Origin of the sequence: Tabrizicola aquatica, from assembly GCF_002900975.1 — a bacterium.
GTDB lineage: Bacteria > Pseudomonadota > Alphaproteobacteria > Rhodobacterales > Rhodobacteraceae > Tabrizicola > Tabrizicola aquatica.
This window is the reverse complement of record NZ_PJON01000001.1, coordinates 1,451,499-1,471,282: the sequence shown is the minus strand read 5'-3', so window position 1 is coordinate 1,471,282 and position 19,784 is coordinate 1,451,499. Positions and strand designations below refer to the sequence as shown.

22 protein-coding genes are annotated in these 19,784 nt (G+C 68.0%); 10 read left to right on the top strand and 12 right to left on the bottom strand.

Translation table 11 applies throughout. The annotated features are described in order from the left end of the window. Window positions 1-131: 131 nt before the first annotated feature. Entirely contained in the window at window positions 132-1,031 is a 900-nt protein-coding gene (locus CXR42_RS07220; RefSeq protein ID WP_180995984.1) for a PfkB family carbohydrate kinase, read from the bottom strand. Between the two features lie 239 nt (window positions 1,032-1,270). Further along, entirely contained in the window at window positions 1,271-2,014 is a 744-nt protein-coding gene (locus CXR42_RS07215) for a GntR family transcriptional regulator (RefSeq protein WP_103256742.1), read from the bottom strand. Between the two features lie 47 nt (window positions 2,015-2,061). On the opposite strand from CXR42_RS07215, the gene CXR42_RS07210 reads away from it, so the two are divergent. Together CXR42_RS07210 and CXR42_RS07205 are read left to right on the top strand one after the other, a co-directional pair. Beyond that, the gene (locus CXR42_RS07210; protein ID WP_103256741.1) at window positions 2,062-3,570 is read left to right on the top strand and encodes a UxaA family hydrolase; all 1,509 of its coding nucleotides are present in this window, start codon (window positions 2,062-2,064) and stop codon (window positions 3,568-3,570) included. Window positions 3,571-3,616: 46 nt separating this feature from the next. Continuing rightward, entirely contained in the window at window positions 3,617-4,417 is an 801-nt protein-coding gene (locus CXR42_RS07205) for an alpha/beta hydrolase (protein ID WP_103256740.1), read from the top strand. Here CXR42_RS07205 and CXR42_RS07200 read toward each other — a convergent pair. Together CXR42_RS07200 and CXR42_RS07195 are read right to left on the bottom strand one after the other, a co-directional pair. Further along, a complete protein-coding gene (locus CXR42_RS07200; protein WP_103256739.1) occupies window positions 4,414-5,727 on the bottom strand; it encodes an aspartate aminotransferase family protein in 1,314 nt (437 codons plus the stop codon). The genes CXR42_RS07205 and CXR42_RS07200 overlap by 4 nt on opposite strands. Continuing rightward, window positions 5,724-6,749, bottom strand: coding sequence for a phosphotransferase (locus CXR42_RS07195; protein WP_103256738.1), 1,026 nt, complete (start codon window positions 6,747-6,749; stop codon window positions 5,724-5,726). Before CXR42_RS07195 ends, CXR42_RS07200 begins: the two co-directional genes overlap by 4 nt. 263 nt (window positions 6,750-7,012) lie before the next feature. Here CXR42_RS07195 and hemP point away from each other — a divergent pair, with 263 nt between their 5' ends. Continuing rightward, complete coding sequence (gene hemP / locus CXR42_RS07190; protein ID WP_103256737.1) at window positions 7,013-7,171, top strand: hemin uptake protein HemP; 159 nt, start codon at window positions 7,013-7,015, stop codon at window positions 7,169-7,171. 50 nt (window positions 7,172-7,221) lie between these two features. Here hemP and moaA read toward each other — a convergent pair whose 3' ends face one another. Beyond that, window positions 7,222-8,223 (bottom strand): GTP 3',8-cyclase MoaA, encoded by a 1,002-nt coding sequence (moaA, locus tag CXR42_RS07185; RefSeq protein ID WP_103256736.1) that lies wholly within the window; start codon window positions 8,221-8,223, stop codon window positions 7,222-7,224. An 85-nt stretch (window positions 8,224-8,308) separates the two neighbouring features. On the opposite strand from moaA, the gene CXR42_RS07180 reads away from it, so the two are divergent. Then, the gene (locus CXR42_RS07180; RefSeq protein WP_103256735.1) at window positions 8,309-8,779 is read left to right on the top strand and encodes a D-galactarate dehydratase; all 471 of its coding nucleotides are present in this window, start codon (window positions 8,309-8,311) and stop codon (window positions 8,777-8,779) included. A 4-nt stretch (window positions 8,780-8,783) separates the two neighbouring features. On the opposite strand, the gene CXR42_RS07175 is transcribed toward CXR42_RS07180, so the two are convergent. Genes CXR42_RS07175 through CXR42_RS07165 form a run of 3 tightly spaced genes read right to left on the bottom strand, consistent with a single transcriptional unit; the run spans window position 8,784 to window position 10,588 of the window. Then, window positions 8,784-9,455 carry a DNA alkylation repair protein gene (locus tag CXR42_RS07175; RefSeq protein WP_281256717.1) on the bottom strand — a complete coding sequence of 224 codons (672 nt, stop codon included), beginning with the start codon at window positions 9,453-9,455 and terminating at the stop codon, window positions 8,784-8,786. After that, complete coding sequence (locus CXR42_RS07170; RefSeq protein WP_103256733.1) at window positions 9,452-10,000, bottom strand: pyridoxamine 5'-phosphate oxidase family protein; 549 nt, start codon at window positions 9,998-10,000, stop codon at window positions 9,452-9,454. The genes CXR42_RS07175 and CXR42_RS07170 overlap by 4 nt, the downstream gene beginning before the upstream one ends. A 54-nt stretch (window positions 10,001-10,054) precedes the next feature. Then, on the bottom strand, window positions 10,055-10,588 hold the full coding sequence (locus tag CXR42_RS07165; protein ID WP_103256732.1) for a DUF3833 family protein: 534 nt from the start codon (window positions 10,586-10,588) through the stop codon (window positions 10,055-10,057). Between the two features lie 126 nt (window positions 10,589-10,714). On the opposite strand from CXR42_RS07165, the gene CXR42_RS07160 reads away from it, so the two are divergent. Genes CXR42_RS07160 through CXR42_RS07150 form a run of 3 tightly spaced genes read left to right on the top strand, consistent with a single transcriptional unit; the run spans window position 10,715 to window position 13,118 of the window. Continuing rightward, entirely contained in the window at window positions 10,715-12,001 is a 1,287-nt protein-coding gene (locus CXR42_RS07160; protein WP_103256731.1) for a lipoprotein-releasing ABC transporter permease subunit, read from the top strand. Continuing rightward, window positions 11,994-12,671, top strand: coding sequence for an ABC transporter ATP-binding protein (locus CXR42_RS07155; RefSeq protein WP_103256730.1), 678 nt, complete (start codon window positions 11,994-11,996; stop codon window positions 12,669-12,671). Before CXR42_RS07160 ends, CXR42_RS07155 begins: the two co-directional genes overlap by 8 nt. A gap of 54 nt (window positions 12,672-12,725) precedes the next feature. Next, a complete protein-coding gene (locus tag CXR42_RS07150) occupies window positions 12,726-13,118 on the top strand; it encodes a c-type cytochrome (protein WP_103256729.1) in 393 nt (130 codons plus the stop codon). A gap of 20 nt (window positions 13,119-13,138) precedes the next feature. Here the strand turns inward: CXR42_RS07150 and CXR42_RS07145 are convergent, their stop codons facing one another. Then, the gene (locus tag CXR42_RS07145; RefSeq protein WP_103256728.1) at window positions 13,139-13,582 is read right to left on the bottom strand and encodes a GNAT family N-acetyltransferase; all 444 of its coding nucleotides are present in this window, start codon (window positions 13,580-13,582) and stop codon (window positions 13,139-13,141) included. Between the two features lie 124 nt (window positions 13,583-13,706). Here CXR42_RS07145 and CXR42_RS07140 point away from each other — a divergent pair, with 124 nt between their 5' ends. The 3 genes from CXR42_RS07140 (at window position 13,707) to CXR42_RS07130 (ending at window position 17,086) form a co-directional block, all read left to right on the top strand. Beyond that, complete coding sequence (locus tag CXR42_RS07140) at window positions 13,707-15,434, top strand: DUF4153 domain-containing protein (RefSeq protein WP_180995983.1); 1,728 nt, start codon at window positions 13,707-13,709, stop codon at window positions 15,432-15,434. 66 nt (window positions 15,435-15,500) lie between these two features. Beyond that, window positions 15,501-16,076 (top strand): heme NO-binding domain-containing protein, encoded by a 576-nt coding sequence (locus CXR42_RS07135; RefSeq protein ID WP_180995982.1) that lies wholly within the window; start codon window positions 15,501-15,503, stop codon window positions 16,074-16,076. Window positions 16,077-16,078: 2 nt separating this feature from the next. Continuing rightward, a complete protein-coding gene (locus CXR42_RS07130) occupies window positions 16,079-17,086 on the top strand; it encodes a GGDEF domain-containing protein (RefSeq protein ID WP_245875358.1) in 1,008 nt (335 codons plus the stop codon). Here CXR42_RS07130 and CXR42_RS07125 read toward each other — a convergent pair. Genes CXR42_RS07125 through CXR42_RS07115 form a run of 3 tightly spaced genes read right to left on the bottom strand, consistent with a single transcriptional unit; the run spans window position 17,083 to window position 19,752 of the window. Next, complete coding sequence (locus tag CXR42_RS07125; protein ID WP_103256725.1) at window positions 17,083-18,108, bottom strand: ABC transporter ATP-binding protein; 1,026 nt, start codon at window positions 18,106-18,108, stop codon at window positions 17,083-17,085. The two genes, CXR42_RS07130 and CXR42_RS07125, sit on opposite strands and share 4 nt — an antisense overlap. Continuing rightward, window positions 18,105-18,905 carry an ABC transporter permease gene (locus CXR42_RS07120; RefSeq protein ID WP_103256724.1) on the bottom strand — a complete coding sequence of 267 codons (801 nt, stop codon included), beginning with the start codon at window positions 18,903-18,905 and terminating at the stop codon, window positions 18,105-18,107. Before CXR42_RS07120 ends, CXR42_RS07125 begins: the two co-directional genes overlap by 4 nt. Beyond that, window positions 18,895-19,752, bottom strand: coding sequence for an ABC transporter permease subunit (locus CXR42_RS07115; RefSeq protein ID WP_245875357.1), 858 nt, complete (start codon window positions 19,750-19,752; stop codon window positions 18,895-18,897). The genes CXR42_RS07120 and CXR42_RS07115 overlap by 11 nt, the downstream gene beginning before the upstream one ends. Window positions 19,753-19,784 lie beyond the last annotated feature (32 nt).

Here is a 19,784-nt window from a genome sequence, read left to right as displayed (position 1 = left end):
TCCCACGGGGGTGCGGGGGTGTGAAACCCCCGCTTCGCCGCTTGCCCGGGGCGCACGCTCGGGGCCTTGCCGTAGAGATGCACCTTTTCCGCGTCGGGTGCAAAGGTCGGCTGCGCCCTGAACCGCCGGACCTAAAGCCGGGCCCGAATCGCCTGTTCGTCGATCTGGTGGCGCTGTTCGGGTGACAGGCTGACATGCAGCGCAGCCGCCGCCTGGCCGAAGGCAGCCGCCTCGTCCGGTGCAGCCCCCCGGCCCCATTCCGCCGCAAGCGCCCCCACAAACGCATCGCCCGCGCCCTGGGTCGAGATCACCGGGACCGGCTTGGCCGCCTGCCGCTTTACCCCGCCGGAATGCGCGACGACCAGGCCGTCACCGCCCAATGTCACGATGACCGAAGCCGGGCCATGGCTGGCCAGATCCTCTGCGGCGCGCAGGGTGTCCAGGTCGCCCTCGGGCCTGCCAAGCAAATTGGCGGCTTCGCTGCGGTTGACGACCAGAAGGTCGGTCAGTGCCAGAAGCGTCTTATCCACGTTGCGGGCTGGTGCAGCGTTCAGGACGGTGCGCACCCCCGCCTCGCGCGCGCGGCGGGCAAGGTGCAGGTTCGCCTCCTCGGGGAGTTCGCTTTGCAGCAGCAGGACGCGGCAGTCGCGCGGAAAGCTGACTGATTCGGCGCGCAGAAGCAGGTTCGCACCCGAGACGATCACCGCGCCGTAATTGCCGTCGGGCAGGCTGATCGCCACCGACATGCCCGACGGGCCGGGATGGGTCTGCACGGCGGCGCGCCGGACGCCCGCATCCTCCAGCGCGTTGCGCAGGATGATGGCGTGGTGGTCCGAGCCGACGGCGCCGGCCATGTGCACCTCGGCCCCGGCGCGGGCGGCGGCGGCGGCTTGGTTGCCGCCCTTGCCGCCAAAGGCAGTACGGACAGAGTGCCCGGCGAGGGTCTGATGGGGGACGGGCAGGGCCGGCGCATCGACGATCACGTCGTGGTGCAGCGAGCCTGCGCAGAGAATCACGGGTCTAGACGGCATGCGCATTCGGGACTGGGGTGGCGTGCCTTTCGGCAGGTCGGAACATTGATATCAAGCGGTTGCGCATGATGCGGCTGCAGATTGTAGGCGGCGCTAGAATTTAGGCAAGAGGGCGCGAGAAAGCAGCAGTGCGCCAGTTGCAGCGCGGCCATCACGAAGGTCGTACTTCGGGATGCACGTTGGCCAAGGGCAAAGGCTGGAACGGTCGTGGATGGCCGCATGGCGCGGGTGGTTCTGGACTAGGCCAGGGATTTGGCCGGGTTGAAAAGGTCGGGGCGGTCCCGCTCCAGCGGTTCCAGATAGGTGACCAGCTGGCGCAGATGGTGCTGCACGGCGGCCCGGGCGGCGGCGGGATTGCGGGCCTCCAGCGCGGAGAGGATCGCCTGATGTTCGGCCAGGGTCGCCGGGACCCGGCCGGGGACCGGCAGGATCAGCTGGCGGGCGCGGTTGACGTGCAGCCAGGCGGTCTCGGCCACCTGGGCGAGTTTCGGAAAGCCGGTGAAGGACAAGAGCAACTCGTGCATGGCGGCATCCAGGGCATAGAAACCAGGCGCGTCGCCATCGGCGGCAAGCGCGGCCTGCACCGTCAGGTTCCGGCGCAGGAGTTGAAGCTGGTCGTCGGTGATCTGTTCCGCGACCCGCTCGATGGCGGCGACCTCGATCGCCTCGCGCAGGAAGGCGCCTTCGCGGATCTCCTGCATGGAAAACCGCGCGACGAAGGTGCCGGCCTGGGGGATCACATCGACCAGCCCCTCGGCCTGAAGGCGCGCGACCGCGTCGGCCACCGGGCTGCGGCTGACCCCCAGCGCCTCGCAGATGTCTGGCTTGCGCAGGATCTCTCCCGGGCGGTAGGCGAGGGACAGGATCGCGTGGCGCAGGGTCTGGTAGACCCGCTGGCCGAGCGAGCCGGAAAAGGCGGATAGCGGCCGCAGACGGTCGGCGGCGGATGGGTCTTGTTCGGCGGGCACGGGTGGTTGTAACATGCTAACATGTTAGGCGACTGCAACGCGGTGTCAAGGAAGGGGCTGCCATGGCGGAGGGGGTGATCCGGCTGCACGGGTCGGACAGTGTGGTGGTGGCGCTGAAGGATCAGGCGGCAGGCGCGCAACCGGAGGGGCTGGCGGTGCCGCTGCCGGGGCCGGTGCCGCGCGGCCACAAGATTGCGGTCCGGGCGATTGCGAAGGGCGAGCAGGTGGTGCGCTATGGCCAGATCATCGGCCAGGCGACCGAGGATATTCCGGCCGGTGCCCATGTCCACAGCCACAATCTGGGCATGGGGCCGCATTCCAGCGATTATGCCATCGGGTCCGAGTGCCGGCCGCTGCCGCCTTTGGAGCCCCGGACCTTCCAGGGCTATCACCGCCCGGATGGGACGGTGGGCACACGGAACTATCTGGGGATTCTGACCTCCGTCAACTGCTCGGGGTCGGTGGCCCGCTTTATCGCGGAGGCGGCCGAGAAGGACCCGGTGCTGGCGGCGGCGAACATCGACGGGATCGTGCCCATCGTTCACCAGACCGGCTGCGGCATGTCCGGCACGAACGAGGGCTATCAGACCCTGATGCGGACGTTGAAGGGCTATGCGCGGAACCCGAATTTCGGGGGTATCCTGCTGGTTGGCCTGGGATGCGAGGTGATGCAGGTTCCCGATCTGGTGGGCCAGGGCCGGCTGCGGCCGGACGGCAACTTCCGCTACATGACGATCCAGGGCGAGGGCGGCACCCGCGCCACCATCGAGCGCGCGCTGACCGTGCTGCGCGAGATGGCCGAGGTCGCGGGCCACGTCACCCGCCAGCCCGCGCCGGTGTCGAAGCTGATGATCGGGCTGCAATGCGGCGGGTCGGACGGCTATTCCGGCATTACGGCCAATCCGGCGCTGGGCCATGCCAGCGACCTGCTGGTGCGGATGGGCGGGACGACGATCCTGTCCGAGACCCCGGAAATCTATGGGGCCGAACACCTTCTGACCCGCCGCGCGGTCAGCCGCGAGGTGGGCGAAACGCTGTTGGAGCGCATCCGCTGGTGGGAGGATTACACCGCCCGCAACGAGGGCGAGATGGACAACAACCCCAGCCCCGGCAACAAGCGGGGCGGGCTGACCACGATCCTGGAAAAGTCGCTGGGCGCAGTGGCGAAGGGAGGCACGGCGCCGCTGGCGGGGGTCTACAAATTCGCCGAGCCGATCACGACCCACGGCTTCACCTACATGGACAGCCCCGGCTATGATCCCTGTTCCGTCACCGGCCAGATTGCCAGCGGGGCGACGATGATCGTCTTTACCACCGGCCGCGGCTCGGTTTCGGGCTACAAGCCCAGCCCTTGCATCAAGCTGGCGACGAACTCGGAAATGTATGCCCGGATGAAAGAGGACATGGATATCAACTGCGGCGATATCCTGGACGGGGTCAGCATCGAGACAAAGGGCGAGGAGATCCTGGAAAAGATCATCGCGGTGGCGAGCGGTCAGCAGACCCTGTCCGAGGAGTTGGGCTTTGGTGGGGCCGAATTCGTGCCGTGGCAGATCGGGGCGGTGATGTGATGGGGCCGCTTTTCGGGGCCTCTGGCCCTCATCGCTGGGGTGGCGCATGAGCCGGCCGGGGTACGCCTGGCCCGATCCCGACCGCGACTATGCCAACGGGGCCTTCATTCCGGGGGCGGCAGACTATCCGGGGCGCTGGGCGGCGAAGGCGGCGGCGTTTCGGGCGGCGCTTGGGGCGCGGGCGGAGGTGGACCTTGCCTACGGCCCGGTTGAGCGGCAGCGGCTGGACCTGTTCCTGCCGGAAGGCGTGCCGCGCGGGGTCGTGGTCTTTGTCCATGGCGGCTATTGGCATCTGTTCGGAAAGTCCGACTGGTCGCATCTGGCGGCCGGTCCCTTGGCGCATGGGTTCGCGGTGGCGATGCCGGGGTATACGCTGGCCCCCGCCGCCCGCTTGTCCGAGATCACGGCCGAGATTGCCCGGGCCTGCCGGTTCGTCGCGGGCCGGGTGGCGGGGCCAATGGTGGTGACGGGTCATTCCGCCGGGGGGCATCTGGCGGCGCGGATGGGCTGCGCGGACCTTGACGTGCCGGTGGCGCGGGTGGTGCCGATTTCTCCGTTGGCGGAACTGGGGCCGCTGATGGCGACCGGGATGAACGCGACGCTGCGGATCGACGCCGAGGAGACTGCGGCGGAAAGCCCGGCGCGGATGGGCTTGCGGCCGGGGGTCTCGGCCCATGTCTGGGTCGGGGCGGAGGAGCGGCCAGCCTTTCTGTGGCAGGCGCGGGTCTTGGCCGAGGAATGGTCCTGCCCTTGGACCACCAGCCCCGGACGGCACCATTTCGACGTGATCGACGGGCTGGAGGATGCCGGGTCGGACCTGTGCCGGGTGCTGCTGGCGGGGCTTTAGACCCCCGGCAGGATACGGTCGAGCGTGGTCAGCACCTGGTCCACGTCGGCCAGCGAGAAGGGCAGCGGCGGTCGGATCTTCAGGCTGTCGCCACGTGGGCCGGTGGAACTGATCAGGATGCGCGCGTCGCGAAGCGCGTTCACCAACCGGGCGGTGCGGGCGGGGTCGGGCTGGCCGTCGGTCAGGATGGTCTGGCCGATGAAAAGGCCGGCGGCGCGGGTCTCGCCCAGGGTTTCATGCCGCTGGGCCAGGCTGCGCAGCCCGTCCGCAAAGGCCTGGCCCACGGTCGCGGCGTTCTGCTGCAAGCCCTCGTCCCGGATCACGTCCAGCACGGCAAGACCCACGGCCGCGGCCACGGCATTGCCGCCGAAGGTGTTGAAATACCGCGCCTTCGCGCCGAACTCGGCGATGGTCTCGGGCTTCAGGACCAGACCGGCCAGCGGATAGCCGTTGCCCATCGGCTTGCCCATGCTGACCATGTCGGGGAGGATGCCGTGGCGCTGAAAGCCCCAGAACTGGCCGCCGGTGCGGCCGAAACCCGGTTGCACCTCATCCGCAAGGAAGAGGCCACCTCGCGCGCGGATCGCGGCTGCGGCGGGGGCAAGGAAGCCCTGTGGGTCGGGGTAGACGCCGTCCGAGGAGAAGATCGTGTCGACGATCAGAAGGGCGGGTTTGGTGCCTTGCGCCTGCATCCGGTCACAGGCTTCGCTGACGGCGGCGGCGAAGCCTGCGGCGATGCCGTCGGGATAGTTCTGCGCGCTGGGTGCGGGGATCGGAAAGACCGAGGGGCCGGGGGCGACGGTGGGGCCGATCGACATCGACATCTCGGCCGTGGCCAGCGTCACGCCGTGATAGGCGTTGTCGGTGACGATGACCCCGGTCCCCCCGGTCGCGGCGCGGGCGATGCGCAGGGCCAGGTCATTCGCCTCGGACCCGGTGCAGGTGAACATGACGTGGGCCAGTTCAGGCGGGAAAAGGGCCAGAAGGCGCGTCGCATAGTCAAGGATGCCGACGTGCAGATAGCGGGTGTGGGTGGCCAGGGTCGCGGCCTGCGCCGCCAGCGCCTGCACGACGCGGGGGTGACAATGCCCGACCGAAGCCACGTTGTTGTAGCAGTCGAGATAGGCATTGCCTTGCGGGTCGTAAAGGCGGGTGCCCTCGCCCCGGACCAGGTGGACCGGGGTTTCGTAAAACAGTCGGTAGGCCGGGCCAAGCGCCTTGGCGCGGCGCTGGGCAAGAGCCTCATCCGCTGGGGACAGATGGCCCGCGCCGGGGGTGTAGGCGTTCAGCATGGTGGTCTGTCGGGTCATGGCACAGGGCTTTCGCAGGCGTTCAGCAGGATCGTCGCAAGGGCGGCAGGGTCGGGCAGGGCGGCAAGTCCCGCGCGTGAGGTTGGGGCGTTCCGCAGGATGTAGGTTGCGTTCTCGGGATAGCGGGCCGCGCGCCAGGCCGAGATCGTGAGGGTCGTGGCGAGGCGGGCCGTGATCAGATCGGGCAGAAGGGCGACTTCGGCCGGGGTCAGGGGGTTGGCCCGATGGTAGGCGATGACAAGCGGGATCAGGAGGGACGCAGGCTCTGACGGCGCAATCAGGTAGGAGGCGGCGACGGCCAGATCGCAGATCCTGTGGCTTAGTGTCATGTCACCGAAGTCGAGAATCCCGGTCAGGCGGGTGGGCTCGTCAGGGTCGCCAAGCAGGTTGTGCGGGTTGAAATCGCCGTGGATTACCTGGCGGGGAAGCTGCGCCAGCAGAGGGGCGGTCTGGTCCCGGAAGTGGTCCAGGAAAGCCGTGATGCGAGGGCGCAGGGCATCAGGCAGCGCCGGCAGCAGGGGTTCCAGGTCCAGCGCGTTGCGGATGTCCCACAGCAGGTGATGGTCGGCGGCGGGGTGTGTGAACCCGGCCAGGGCCGCGTCGATCTGGCCAAGCGCCGTGCCAATGGCCTGCGCCAGCGCCGGACTGCGGGGCAAGTGGGCCAGTGGCGTCCCGGGAAGCCAGCCCAGAAGCCGCAGTGCGCCGTCAGGCGTGGGGATCACGTTGCGACCGTCCAGCGCAGAGATAACGCGGGGAACGGGAAGCGCGGGCGCGGCGGCTGAAACGTGGATAAGGGCGGCGGTCTGGAATTCGGTCAGCGCAACGGGTTCGGCCGGGTTGGCCAGCTTCAGCGTGAAACTGCCTGCGTCGGTTTCCAGCCGGTGGTTCTGGTCCCGCTCGGAGGTCAGCGGATGCAGCGTGCCGGTCAGGCCCCAATGCGCGGCGACAAGGGCGGCAAGCGCCGGCACGGGCACTTGCGGTGGGGGAAGGGACAGAAGGCTGCCGGCGGGGTCTTGGGTCATCTTGCGTCTCGCCCGGCAGGATAGCGGTTGCGGCGTGGGGGGCCAGCGGAATATGCGTTGACATGGTTGAGTGTTTTAGTAAGGATAATTTCAGAAGCCTAGCCAGCCCGGTTCGGGTCCGCCCGGTGTGTCGATCATCAAGAGGTCATCATGCCCGAACGTCACGCCTTGCGGGGCGATATTGTAGAACTGCTGTCGGGCGCTGCGGGGCTGTTCCCCAGCGCGATGCTGGAGGCGCTGATCGCGCGACTGGAGGGCACGCGATGAACGCCCATGTCGAGCCCTGGCTGACCACGGACGCGACCCCTGTCCATGACGCGCGCGCCTTGACCGAGGGCGGTTCACTGGCGCGGATCGTGCTGGACGGACAGGTCTATTCCCTTCGCATCACGCGGGCGGGCAAGTTGATCCTGACGAAATAAGGCGTGCCGGTCGGGCCGGGGCAAATTCCTGACTCAGGGAATTTGGGTCATCAGCCGCCGGTGTGGCTCATGTGGCGGGTGATCTGACCGGCGACTTTCTGACGGCTGTAGTCGAAGTCATGGCCCTTGGGCTTGCGCGCGATGGCGGCGCGGATCGCCTGTTCGACCACTGCGTCGTCCGGGCTTGCGCGCAAGGGGGCGCGCAGGTCGGCCATGTCCTCTTGCCCGAGGCACATGTAGAGTTGCCCGGTGCAGGTCAGCCGCACGCGGTTGCAGCTCTCGCAGAAATTGTGGGTCAGCGGCGTGATGAAGCCGACCTTCTGGCCGGTCTCCTCGATGCGCACATACCGGGCCGGGCCGCCGGTGCGTTCGGTCAGGTCGGTGAGGGTCAGGCGTTCGGCGAGGCGGGCGCGAAGGTCCTTCAGCGGCCAGTACTGATCCAGGCGCAGCGCGGTCATATCCTCGCCCATCGGCATGACCTCGATGAAGGTAAGGTCGTGGCCTTCGATGGCGCACCAGTCGAGGAGGGGGAAAACCTCGTCCTCGTTGAAGCCTTTCAGCGCGACGGCGTTGATCTTGACGCGCAAGCCGGCGGCGCGGGCGGCCGCGATCCCCTCCAGCACCTGGGGCAGGCGGCCCCAGCGGGTGATCTGCGCGAACTTGTCGGGGTCCAGGGTGTCCAGCGACACGTTCACCCGGCGGACGCCGAGGTCGGCCAAGGGTTGGGCGAACTTCGCCAGCTGGCTGCCGTTCGTCGTCAGGGTCAGTTCCTTCAGCGCGCCGCTTTGCAGATGCCGGCCGATGGCTTCGAAGAAGGTCAGGATGCCCTTGCGGACAAGAGGTTCGCCCCCGGTGATCCGCAGCTTCTGCACGCCCATGCGGACGAAGGTGGAGCAGAGGCGATCCAGTTCCTCAAGCGACAGAAGGTCGGCTTTGGGCAGGAATGTCATGTGTTCCGACATGCAATAGGTGCAGCGGAAATCGCAGCGGTCGGTGACCGAGACGCGCAGGTAGCTGATTGCGCGGGCAAAGGGATCGACAAGCGGCTGCATGATTGGAAGGTAGGGGTGGGCGGCCCCCCGCACAAGCCGGAAAGCGGCGATTGCGGGGCCGGCAGCGGCGGGCTAGTCTGACGGCATGAGACATATTCCGCTGATTTCGCTTCTTGTCCTTGGCCTTGCCGGCTGCGCCGCGTTGCAGGGCGAGGGCAATGGCCCGGTGACCGGGCCTTCGGCCCCGCAACCGGCAACCGAGTTTGCGCCGGCTGTGACCACGACGGCGCTGGGGGCGCAGGCTGTCAGTGCGGATGCGCTGGACAGCACCACGGCCGAGGAGAAGGCCGCCGCTCTTGCCGCGCCGGCCGCCGGGGGCGAACGGGCGCTGGGCAAGGTCGTGGTGGCGCTTGGCCCGCCGGCCGAGCAGGGGATCTGGCTCTCGACCACGCTGGTGGACAAGCTGGTTCAGGGCCGGATCGAAACCTCGGCGGGCAAAAGCCTGACGCTGGAGTTGCGGCCGGGCAGCGGCGGGGCGCTTCTGTCGCTGGCGGCGTTCCAGGCGTTGGGGCTGTCGCTGACCGACCTGCCCGAGGTGACGGTCTACGCGCGCTGAGGGTCTAGCCCGTCAGGAGGCGCGCGGCTTCGTTCCGGGCAAAGGGTTTCAGACGCTCGCCATGTTCCGCCATGAAGGCGCGGGCGCGCGGCGCGTCGTGCTTTGACAGGTCGCGGACCCACCAGGCGACGGCCTTCTGGATGAACCAATCCGGGTCGGAGGCCAGGGTCGCGCACCAGCCCAGCACCCGGTCGCGCACCGCAAGCTCGTCCGGTTTCGGGAAGTTCTGCTTGGTCCAGGGCAGCGTCATCACCAGTGCCGCGCGGCGGGTCCACATGTGTGGGCTGGTCACCCAGGTCTCAACCCAGTCCAGCCGGGATGGATCGGCCACCAGCCGCTTTTGCCCGGCGATGCTGGCGTGGTCGGCGATGGCCCAGGCGTCGAAGTCCGGCACCCAGGTGACGATCAGATCCCACGCAGCGTCGTCGGGGCGGATGCGGGCCTGGGTCAGAAGTTTCGCGGCGGCAATCCGCGCCTCGTGGATGTTTGTGCGCCAGAGGTCCGCCGCCAGCGCCAGCCGGTCGTCCAGCGACAGGTCGGCGCGCCAGCGGTCGGTCAGTTCTTCGACCTGCGGAACGGCTATGCCGAGATAGGGGCGGTCGATCTTGTGATAGGCCCGCATCTCCTGCGCCTTGGCGAGGTCGGACAGGACGGAAAGTTCGTCAAGCGGGGTCACAGGTTGGCCTCGATTCCGGTCGGCAGGCCGTCGATGGACTGGCGGTTGCGGGTGTCCCAATAAGTGCGCAGGCCATCGGGTCCCTTGTCGGTCGCCCATTTTTGCAGAACGAGGCGGTCCTCGACGAAGTTCATGAAGGGGACGGCAAACCCGCATGAGGATTGCACCAGGTCGATGGCGACATCGACGATCTGTCGCGCGCCGGGCTGGTCGGGCAGGTGCGGGGCAAGGGCGGACCAGTCGGCATCCCCGCGATGGACCACACGGGCGGTGCCATAAGCGCGCAGGATCAGGGGCCGGGTGGTGAAGCTGCACCACATCAGCGTGATCCGGGGATCAAGCGGCAGATGTGCCGCCGTCTCGTTCCCCGAGCCGGTGAGGTTCAGCCACAGGATGCGGCTGGGCGAGAGAACGGCAAGCGAGTCCATCCCCTTCGGCGACAGGTTCACCCGGCCTTCGGGGGCGGCGGTGCCCACGAAATACAGGTGCTGTTCGCCGATGAAGGCGATCTGGTCGGGTTGCAGGTCGTCGTAACGCTTGCCCATCGGCCCCTCCGGCTGTCGCGGGGGACAGTGCCAGCGGGCCGGGGGAAGGGCAAGTCAGCGCCGGATGACGAAGCGGACCGAGGCGACGGGAATCCCCGCGCGGCTGACCACGGCGTCATTTATGATCGTGCCGTCGGGCGCGGCATAAAGGATGTCCTGGAACCCCAGCCGGTTCACCCCGGACGGTGAGCGGAAATCGGCGGTATAGGTCAGGGTGATCCGGCCATCGGCCTCGATCACGGTGGCTTCGCCCACGGTATCCTCGCGCTTGCCGGTCCAGCGGCCGGGGCCTTGTTGGCGGAAAACCCAGGTCAGCCGGTCCTTCTGGCCGTCATCGTAGAGGAAATCCTCGACCACGGTCAGGGTGCGCGCGCCGTCGCGGCCGGTCACGGTGCCGTTCAGCCGCGCGGTGAAGCGGCGTTCGTCGCCGGTCAGCCAGACGCGGAAATGGCCCCGCCCGGTGGTGCGGCCCCGAAAGGCGGAAACAAGGTCAATCGCCGGGCCTTGGGTCGCGGGTGGCGTGGGCGCGGCGGCGCAGGCGGCCAGGGGCAGGGCGGCCAGGCCGAGAAGTAGGGTTCTGCGCTGCATCGTGTCCTCCACAGGGTTCCAAGGTGATACGCGGGCCGGGGCGGTGCGGATCAGCCGGCTCGCGGTGGCGTGGCTTGACCTTTCCCCCCCACTCGCCGAAGGTCGCGCGGCATAAAGGCGGGGCAAATGGCAGCGAAAACGGCACCTTTCTCGGGCTTCGAATTCATGATCGCCTGGCGTTACTTGCGCGCGCGGCGGGCGGAAGGCGGGGTCAGCGTGATGACCTGGATTTCCCTGATCGGGATCACGCTGGCGGTCTTTGCGCTGATCCTGACGCTGGCGGTCCGCGCCGGTTTCCGGGCCGAGTTCGTGGACACGATCCTGGGCGCCAACGCCCATGTCACGGTCTATTCGGCAGGCGAGGTCGGGGCCGAGGGGCAGTTGGTCCGCGGTTTTTCGCAGCCCGACGCGATGGCCGCCGCGATCCGCGAGGTGCCGGGCGTGGTCCGCGCCGCGCCGTTGATCCGCGGCAAGCTGATGGTCTCGGACGGCGAGGACACCACGGGGGCCGAAGTCTATGGCCTGCTGCCGGAAGATTTTGCCTCCATCCCCAGGATCGGCCGCGGATCGGACGCGATTGGCGAGTTGGAGCGGTTCCCGGACGGCATCGCCCTGGGGTCGGGTGTGGCGCGCGAGTTGGGGGTGACCGTCGGCGACCGGGTGCGCCTGATCGCGCCGGGGGGCGTCAAGACGGCGATGGGCACCAGCCCGCGCGTCAATGCCTATGAGGTGGTCTATATCTTCACCGCCGGGCGCTATGACATCGACACGACCCGCATCTACATGCCCTTCACCGAGGCGCAAAGCTACTTCAACAAGGAAGGCCTGGCCGACGAGGTCGAGGTGATGGTCGAAAACCCCGACGCAATTGACGACTATGGTCTGTCGATCCTGCAGGCGGCGGGGCCGACGGCGATGCTTTGGACCTGGAAGGACAGTTCAGGTGCGTTCCTGCGCGCCCTGGATATCGAGGATAACGTGATGTTCGTGATCCTGTCGGTCCTCGTGTTGATCGCGGCGATGAACATCGTGTCGGGCCTGATCATGCTGGTGAAGAACAAGGGCCGCGATATCGGCATCCTGCGGACCATGGGTCTGACCGAAGGCAGCGTGCTGCGGGTGTTCTTCATCTGCGGGGCGTTTACCGGGGTGATCGGCACCATTGCCGGCGTCGCGCTGGGCTGCCTTTGCGCGATCTACATCGACCAGATCATGTCCTTCATCAACTGGCTGAACGGGGCCGAGGTCTGGGACCCGTCGATCCGCGGCATCTACTCCCTGCCGGCCAAGCTGCAGATGGCGGATGTGCTGTCGGCCGTGGCGCTGTCTCTGGGGCTTTCGTTTGTCGTCACCTTCTTCCCGGCGCGGCGTGCCGCGCGGATGAACCCGGTCGAGGCGTTGCGCTATGAGTGAGCCGATGCTGGAGCTTGCGGGGATTGAAAAGGGTTATAACCGGGGCAAGCCGTCCGAGGTTCTGGTCCTGCGCGGGGCGACGCTGACCGTGGCCAAGGGCGAGGTGGTGGCACTGGTGGCCCCCTCGGGCGCGGGGAAATCGACGCTTCTGCATATCGCGGGGCTTCTCGACGTGCCGGATACCGGCAGCGTGCGGCTGGACGGGCGCGAGATGGGCAACCTGTCCGACCGCGCCCGAACCGAGGCGCGGCGGGCCGAGGTCGGATTCATCTACCAGTTCCACCATCTTCTGCCCGAGTTCACGGCGCTGGAGAATGTGGTGATCCCGCAACTTGCAAATGGCGTGCCGAAGCCGCAGGCCGAGGCGCGGGGGCGCGAGCTTCTGGAGAAGGTCGGCGTCGGTGCGCGCGCCACCCATCGCCCGGCGGCCCTGTCGGGGGGCGAGCAACAGCGGGTGGCCTTCTGCCGGGCGCTGGCCAATGCACCAAAGCTTTTGCTGGCGGATGAGCCTACCGGCAACCTGGACCCTGCCACTTCGGACCAGGTGTTCGGGGTGCTGATGGACCTCGTCCGCTCGACCGGGCTGTCGGCGCTGATTGCCACGCATAACCTGGAGTTGGCGGCCCGGATGGACCGGGTGGTGCGGCTTTCGGCGGGGCGGGTGACCTAGATCAAGGCGGCTGGCCGGCGCGCTGCGCAGGCTGGCGAAACGGAGGGATAGCACATGCGATGGATCATTCTGGCCCTGCCCCTGGCGCTGGCTGCGTGCATGGAACCCGACCAGCCGACCGGGGCCGAGGATTTTGCCAATTTCTGCGCCAGTTGCCACGGGATGTCGGGCAAGGGCGACGGCGATGGGGCGGCATTCCTGGACCGCAAGCCTGCCGACCTGACCCTGATCGCAGCCCGCAACGGCGGAACATTCCCAAGCACCAAGGTGATGGCAAAGATCTGGGGCTATACCGGGGGGCGCGATGGATCTTCGGTGATGCCAGAGTTCGGGCCACTCTTGCAGGGCGACCTGGTGCCCTATGATGGCGGCGACGGCATCCAGACGCCGACCCCGGTCCGGCTGGTGCAACTGGCCGAATACCTCAAATCCCTGCAACGGGAGTAGGGTGGGCGATATCGCCCACCTTACGCCCGTGTATAGCGGATGAACGGGGTTACCTTGGCGATGCGGTCATAAAGCTGCCGTGCCTGGCTGTTGAACTCTTGCGTCAGCCAGTAGACCGAGGGGCAGCCCGCCGCATCGGCCCGGGCATAGACAGCCTCGATCAACGCGCGGCCCAGTCCAGTGCCCCGCGCCTGGGGGGCGACGAACAGGTCCTGCAGGTAGCAGACATTCTCGATCCGCCAGCAATGCCGGTGAAAGAGGTAATGCGCCAGACCCAGGGGCCGGCCGTCCACCTCGGCGATCAGCGCGCTGAAATCCTGCGGATCATCGCCCAGAAGCCGGGCAAAGGTGGTGGCGTAGACGGGTTCGGCGACGCTTGCTTCATAAAAGGTCAGATAGTCGGTCCACAGCCGACGCCAGTCGGCTTCGTCGCCGGGCAGCAGCGGACGGATGAGGATGGTCATTGGCAGGCCTTTCCTTGCTCATGCCAGAATCCGCCAAGGCAAGAGGCTTGGCAAGCGGTTGGAAATCCTGACTATGTTGCCCAAGTCCCGGCTTGATAAGGGACTGCAACAACGAGGGAATGGTATGACGGGTGCATTGCAGGCCCGGTGGACCCTGACGCTGGTCGGGGCGCTTGGTGGTGTCCTGGCCTGGGCGTTGGTCGAGGCGACGTCGCGCGGTCTTATGGACGAACGCCCGGCCCTTGCGCTGTCGGTGCTTGTGGCCGTGGGCTTTGCGGCAACGCTGGCGATGGCCGGCCCGATCGGCCTGGCCCGCGCAGCCCCGCGCGGCGCGGCTCTGGGCGTGGTCGTGGGGGGGCTGACCGGCCTTTCGCTCTTGCGCTATGCACTTGTCGGCGAGTTTCTGGTCACCCCGATGCCCGGCCTTGCGGTCATCGTCCTGGCAACCCTGCCGGTTCCCTTCCTGATCGCGGCAGCGCAGCCCGGCTGGCGCGATTATCCTGCCCTGTTTCAGGAGGCCTGGTCGATCCTGGTGCGCCTTGTCGCGGCCCTGGCCTTTACCGGGTTGGTCTGGCTTGTGGTGCTCTTGTCCGACGCGGTCTTGCAGATCGTCGGTCTGGATGTGATCGCGCAGCTGCTGGACCATGGCTTGGCCGGCTATGTGCTGACCGGCGCGGCCCTTGGCCTTGGCACCGCTGTCGTCTGGGAGTTGGCCGGTCCAGTCGCGCCGCAATTGATCCTGCGATTCTTGCGTCTGCTTCTGCCGGTGGTGCTGGCGGTGACGCTGGTCTTTCTGGCCGCCCTGCCGTTTCGTGGGCTGCAGGGGCTGGTCACCGGCGTATCGCCGGCGCTGCTGCTCTTGACCATGGTCGGCGCGGGCATCGCGCTGGTCTCGGTCGCCGTCGACCGCAGCGATGCCGATGCTGTCGATGGCCCGCTGCTTTTGCGCGCGACGCAGGCCATGGCGCTGATCCTGCCAATCCTGGCCGCCCTGGCGCTGTGGGCGCTGTGGCTGCGGGTGGACCAGCGCGGTTGGACGCCCGAGCGGTTGTTCCTGTCGGTGGTCGCCCTGATCGGTCTGGGCTACGGGCTGACCTATGCCGTCTCGGTTCTGCGCGGGGCCAGCTGGATGGCGCGCATTCGGCGCGGCAACCTGGCGATGGCGCTGGTGGTGATCGTGGCGGCGGCGCTGTGGCTGACGCCGCTCTTCAATGCCGAGGCGATCTCGGCCCGCGACCAGTTGGCCCGATACGAGGCGGGCCGCACGCCGGTGGCAGAGCTTGATCTTTGGACCATCGGCCGCTGGGGCCGGCCGGGCGAGGCGGCCGTTGCCCGCCTGACCGAGCTTGCGTCTCAGCCCGGGCACGAAGCTCTGGCTGCGCTTCTGGCCGGCACCGATGCACCGACCGAGGACCAGCGCGCTGCTGATCAGGCCGCCCTTGCCGCGCTTATTCCGCTGCAGCCGCCCACCGCCACCGGTACCCGCGACATGCTGCTGGCCGCCGCCGAAGGCTATCAGCTGCGCAGCTGGATCGAGGTTTGCAGCCGCACCCTGGAAACCGGCCAGCCCGCCTGCGTGCTGGTGGTGGCCGATCTTCTGCCCGCAGTTCCGGGGGAAGAAGCCATGCTGTTTCTGGAGCATCGACCGGATTGGGCCGAGGTGCTGGGGCTGTATCTGGACGCCGATGGTCGTCTGGCTCAGCGCGCGGTGACGCAGCCCGATCTGGGCTTTTTGCCCGCCACGACCGCAAGTGAACTGCTGCGCGCGGCCCAGGCCGCCCCGCTGCCGCTGACGCCCGCGCTGGTCAACCAGCTTGGCACCGGCGAGGGCGGCCTCCTGATGGTGCCCTGAGCGATGAAAGCCGTTTGTTAACCGATGCCCGCTAAGGTCATAGTCAAAGGTGCCGAAGGATCGTTCATGGACGCGCTGATGCTGCGTTTTCTGCAAGGCTATGTGCGCGAGACCTTCGGCGCACCTGTCTGGCAATCCGTCTGCCGCCGCGCCGCCCTGCCGGTCGAGACTTTTGAACCCATGCTGCGCTATCCCCCCGGCCTTGCCGATGATGTTGCGGCCCATGCGGCCGCTGTGCTTGGCAGACCGGCCGACACCATATGGGAGGATATGGGTACCTACCTGGTCACCAGTCCTGGCCATGAAGGTGTTCGGCGCCTGCTGCGGTTCGGCGGCGTGGGTTTTGCCGATTTCCTGCACTCGCTTGAGGAATTGCCGGGCCGGGCGCGTCTGGCGATGCCGGACCTCGACCTGCCCGAAATCCACTTGACCGAACGCGCCGCCGACCGGTTCGTGCTGGAATGCCGCTCGCATCTGAAAGGCACATTGCGGGTGATGAGCGGGATGCTGACAGCCATGGCTGATGATTTCGGTACGCTGTGCCTGATCGAACCTGCCGGCGATGACCGGATCTCGATCCGCGTCCTGGACCAGGATCACGCTGCCGCGCGTCCGTTCGACCTTGCCCGGCCGGAGGAGTGACGGTGGTGCTTGCCCTGCAAGGTCCGTTGGTTGCCCTCGACAGCAGCGTGCTGGCGCGCTTCATGCCGATGCACCTGCTTCTGGATGCCGGGGGGCGGGTGCAAAGCGCCGGGCCGACGCTGGCCCGGATGCTTTCGGGCACCCCTCTGATGAACGCCCGGTTCGAGGATCTGTTCGAGGTCCGCTCGCCCGGTGGCGCGGTCACCGCAGATGAGGTGCTGGCCCGTGCAGGGCACCGGTTCCGCCTGATCGCGCGCAATGGTGTGCGGGCCGGCCTGCGGGGTCTGGGCCAGCGGTTGCCGGATGGGCAGATGCTGCTGAACTTCAGCTTTGGCATCGACCTGATCGCTGCCGTCCGCGACCTGGGCCTGACCGATGGCGATTTCGTCGCGACCGACCTCGCGATGGAACTGCTGTATCTGGCCGAGGCGAACTCGGCCGTGACGCGCGAGTTGCGGGGGCTGAACCTGCGGCTGGAAGGTGCGCGCATGGCGGCCGAAGAAGAGGCGCTGACCGATCCCTTGACCGGCCTGCGCAACCGCCGCGCGGCGGACCTGGTGCTGGAGCGGCTGTGCCTGACGCAAAAGCCCTTCGGCGTGCTGCATATGGACCTGGATTTCTTCAAATCCGTCAACGACACGCTGGGCCATCCCGCGGGCGACTTCGTGCTGGAGCAGGTCGGACGCATCCTGCGCGAAGAGTTGCGGGCCGAAGACTGCGCCGCCCGGGTTGGTGGGGATGAGTTTCTGGTGCTGCTGACCAGCCGGATCGACCCCCATGTGCTGCAAGGGATCGCCGACCGGATCATCCAGCGGATCAACCAGCCGATGGCCTTTGGCGATGAACAGGCCCGCGTTTCGGCAAGCATCGGCATCATCCGCTCACCGGACGCGCAAACCGACGATCCTGTGAAGTTGATGGCCCTGGCCGACCGGGCGCTTTATGCCGCCAAGGATGCCGGGCGGGGCCGGGCGGTGCTGCTGGTGGCCAGGGCGCCGGGCGCACCCTAGCCGGGTAGCCGCCACAACGCCTCGGCCGGCAAGTCCAGCGCCACATCGGCGCCCACCGCTGGTCCCTCTGACCCGAAGGCCTGGACCAGGGCCATCAGCGGTTGCCCCGCCACCGAAAGCTCGACCCGGTATTGCGTGCCCAGGAAGGTGACCCCGGTGACACGCCCCCGCAACTCGCCGCGCCCCAGGCGCAGCGCCTCGGGGCGGATCGTGACCCGGGCCGGGCCCTTCGGACCGGGAGTGGCCAGCGGCAGCGACCCCAAGGCGCAGGTGAAGGTTCCGCCCGTCACCTGTCCGTCAAGGAAATTGACCCCGCCAAAGAAGCGCGCCACGGCCTCGGTGGCGGGGCGGCGGATGATTTCGGCGGGACCGGCCACCTGCGCCAACCGACCCTCCAGCAACAGCGCGACCCGGTCGGCCATGACGACGGCCTCGGACTGGTCGTGCGTCACGATCAGCGTGGTTACTCCGGTCTCGGCCTGCAGGCGGCGGATCAAGCTGCGCATCTCGTCGCGCAGGCCCGCGTCAAGGCTGGCCAGTGGCTCGTCCAGGAGGAGAAGGTCCGGCCGCAAGACCAAAGCGCGGGCCAGGGCCGCGCGCTGCTGCTGACCGCCCGAAAGCTGGTGCGGGCGGCGCGCGCCCAGGCCCGCAAGCTGCACCCGGTCCAGCATCGTCTCGACCTCGGCCGCGACCTCAGCCGGGGGCAGGCCGCGCAGCTTCAACCCGAAGCCCACGTTCCCGGCCAGCGTCAGATGCGGGAACAGCAGGGGGTCCTGGAACACCATCGCCACCCGCCGACGTTCGGGAGGCAGGCCCAGAAGCGAACGCCCGCCCAGCCGGATCTCGCCCGCATCGGGGGCCAGATGGCCCGCGATCAGCTTCATCACCGTGGTTTTTCCACTGCCCGAGGGGCCAAGGAGCGCGGTCAGGCTGCCAGCCTCGACCACCAGGTCCAGGTCGCGGATCGTTGCCAGCCCGGCGCCAAGATAGGCGAGGCGCAGGCCCTGAACCTCCAGCCTCATGGCCGCAACTCCAATCCGACGCTGTGCCCGGTGATGCGGCGGGCGGTGAACAGCAGGATGACAACACCCGGCAGCAGGTAGATCAACGCGATGGCACCCGCGACATCGTTCCGCCCCGCGGCGGCGTAGCTGTACAGGACCAGGGGCAGCGTCTGCACCCGCCCGCCGCCGATGGCCAGCGTCAGCAGGTATTGCGACCACGACACAAGGAAGGCGAATAGCGCCCCGGTCAAGAGGCCCGGCAGGATCACGGGCAGGGTCACGGTCAGGAAGGTCCGCCAGGGCCCCGCGCCCAGACTGCGGGCCTGCGCCTCGATCCTGGTGTCAAAGCCGGTGAATACAGCCGCCATCACCAGTGTCATGTAGGGCAGGACCGGCACCAGATGCGCCAGGATCACGCCCCCGGCGCTTCCCACCAGCCCCAGCCGCAGGAACAGGTCGTGCAGCCCCAGGACCAGCGCGATCCCCGGCAGGATGGCTGGGGCAAGGAGCAAGAGCAGCACCGCCCGCTTGCCGCGGAACTGGTACAGTCCCAGCGCGCGGCCCGCAGGCACCCCGACCAGCGCCGCCAGCGCCGTGGTGGCCAGTGCGATGCCCAGCGTCAGGCCGAAGCTTTCCAGCACGCCCCCCCGCTGCGAAAGCGCCAGCGCCCAGGCCTTGCCCGACCACGCCTGCGGCAGCAGATCGGGAAAGCGCCAGCCATGCGCCACCGACCAGATGGCCAGCGGCACCAGTGGCAGGACCAGGGCCAGCGCCACCACCAGACCGGCCAGCAGCCGCAAGGTCTCAGCCCGCATCGCGGTCTCGATTTGGCAGGATCAGGCGGGCGTAAAGCCACAAGAGGCCCGCACCCAGGGCCGCCACCAGGACCGAGATCGCAAAAGCCTCGGGCCGGGCGGAAAGGTCCACGTCGGTAAAGCTGCGCCAGGCGCGGACCGGCAGCGCCTCGGGTGCATGGGCGCCCAGGATCAGCGGGATTTCATAGGCGCCGAAGGCAAAAGCAAAGACCAGGGCCGAGGCGGCGGCCAGGGCCGGCAGCAGTTGCGGCAGCAGGACCAGGCGGAAGGACTGCCAGCCAGTGGCACCCAGGCTGCGGGCCACCTGCTCGGCCCCGTCGCCAAGGGTCTGCAGTTTTGCCAGCAGGATCAGGGTGATGAAGGGCACCTCCTTCCAGACATAGGTCAGGATGATGCCGATGGCATAGGGGTCTTGGGTCAGGACCGGAAACTCGGAAGGCCGTGCGATCAGGCCCGCCGCATGGGCCAGCCGCGCAAAGGCGCCCGATTGCGAGACAAGGTAAAGGATGCCGACCGCGCCCACGACATGCGGCACGGTCAGGTTCAGCTGCACCAGAACCGACACCACTTTGAGCCCCGGAAACCCGCGCCGCAACAAAAGCGCAATCGCCAGCGCCAGACCCGCCGCCAGCGCGGTCGAGACGGTCGCGATCCAGGTCGACAGCGCCAGCGCGGCCAGAAACCCCGGTGAGCCAAGGACCGCGACATAGGCCGACAGGTCCGGCGCAAGCTGTGGGAAAAGATGCAATGACCGCAGAAGCGCCAACCCGAGGGCAGACAGCACCATGCCGCCTACCAGCAACAGCGCCGGGCCGAGAAGCAGCAGGATGCGGGTCCGGTCGGTCACGTCATGTCCCTTGCGATTGCCCCAAGGGTGCC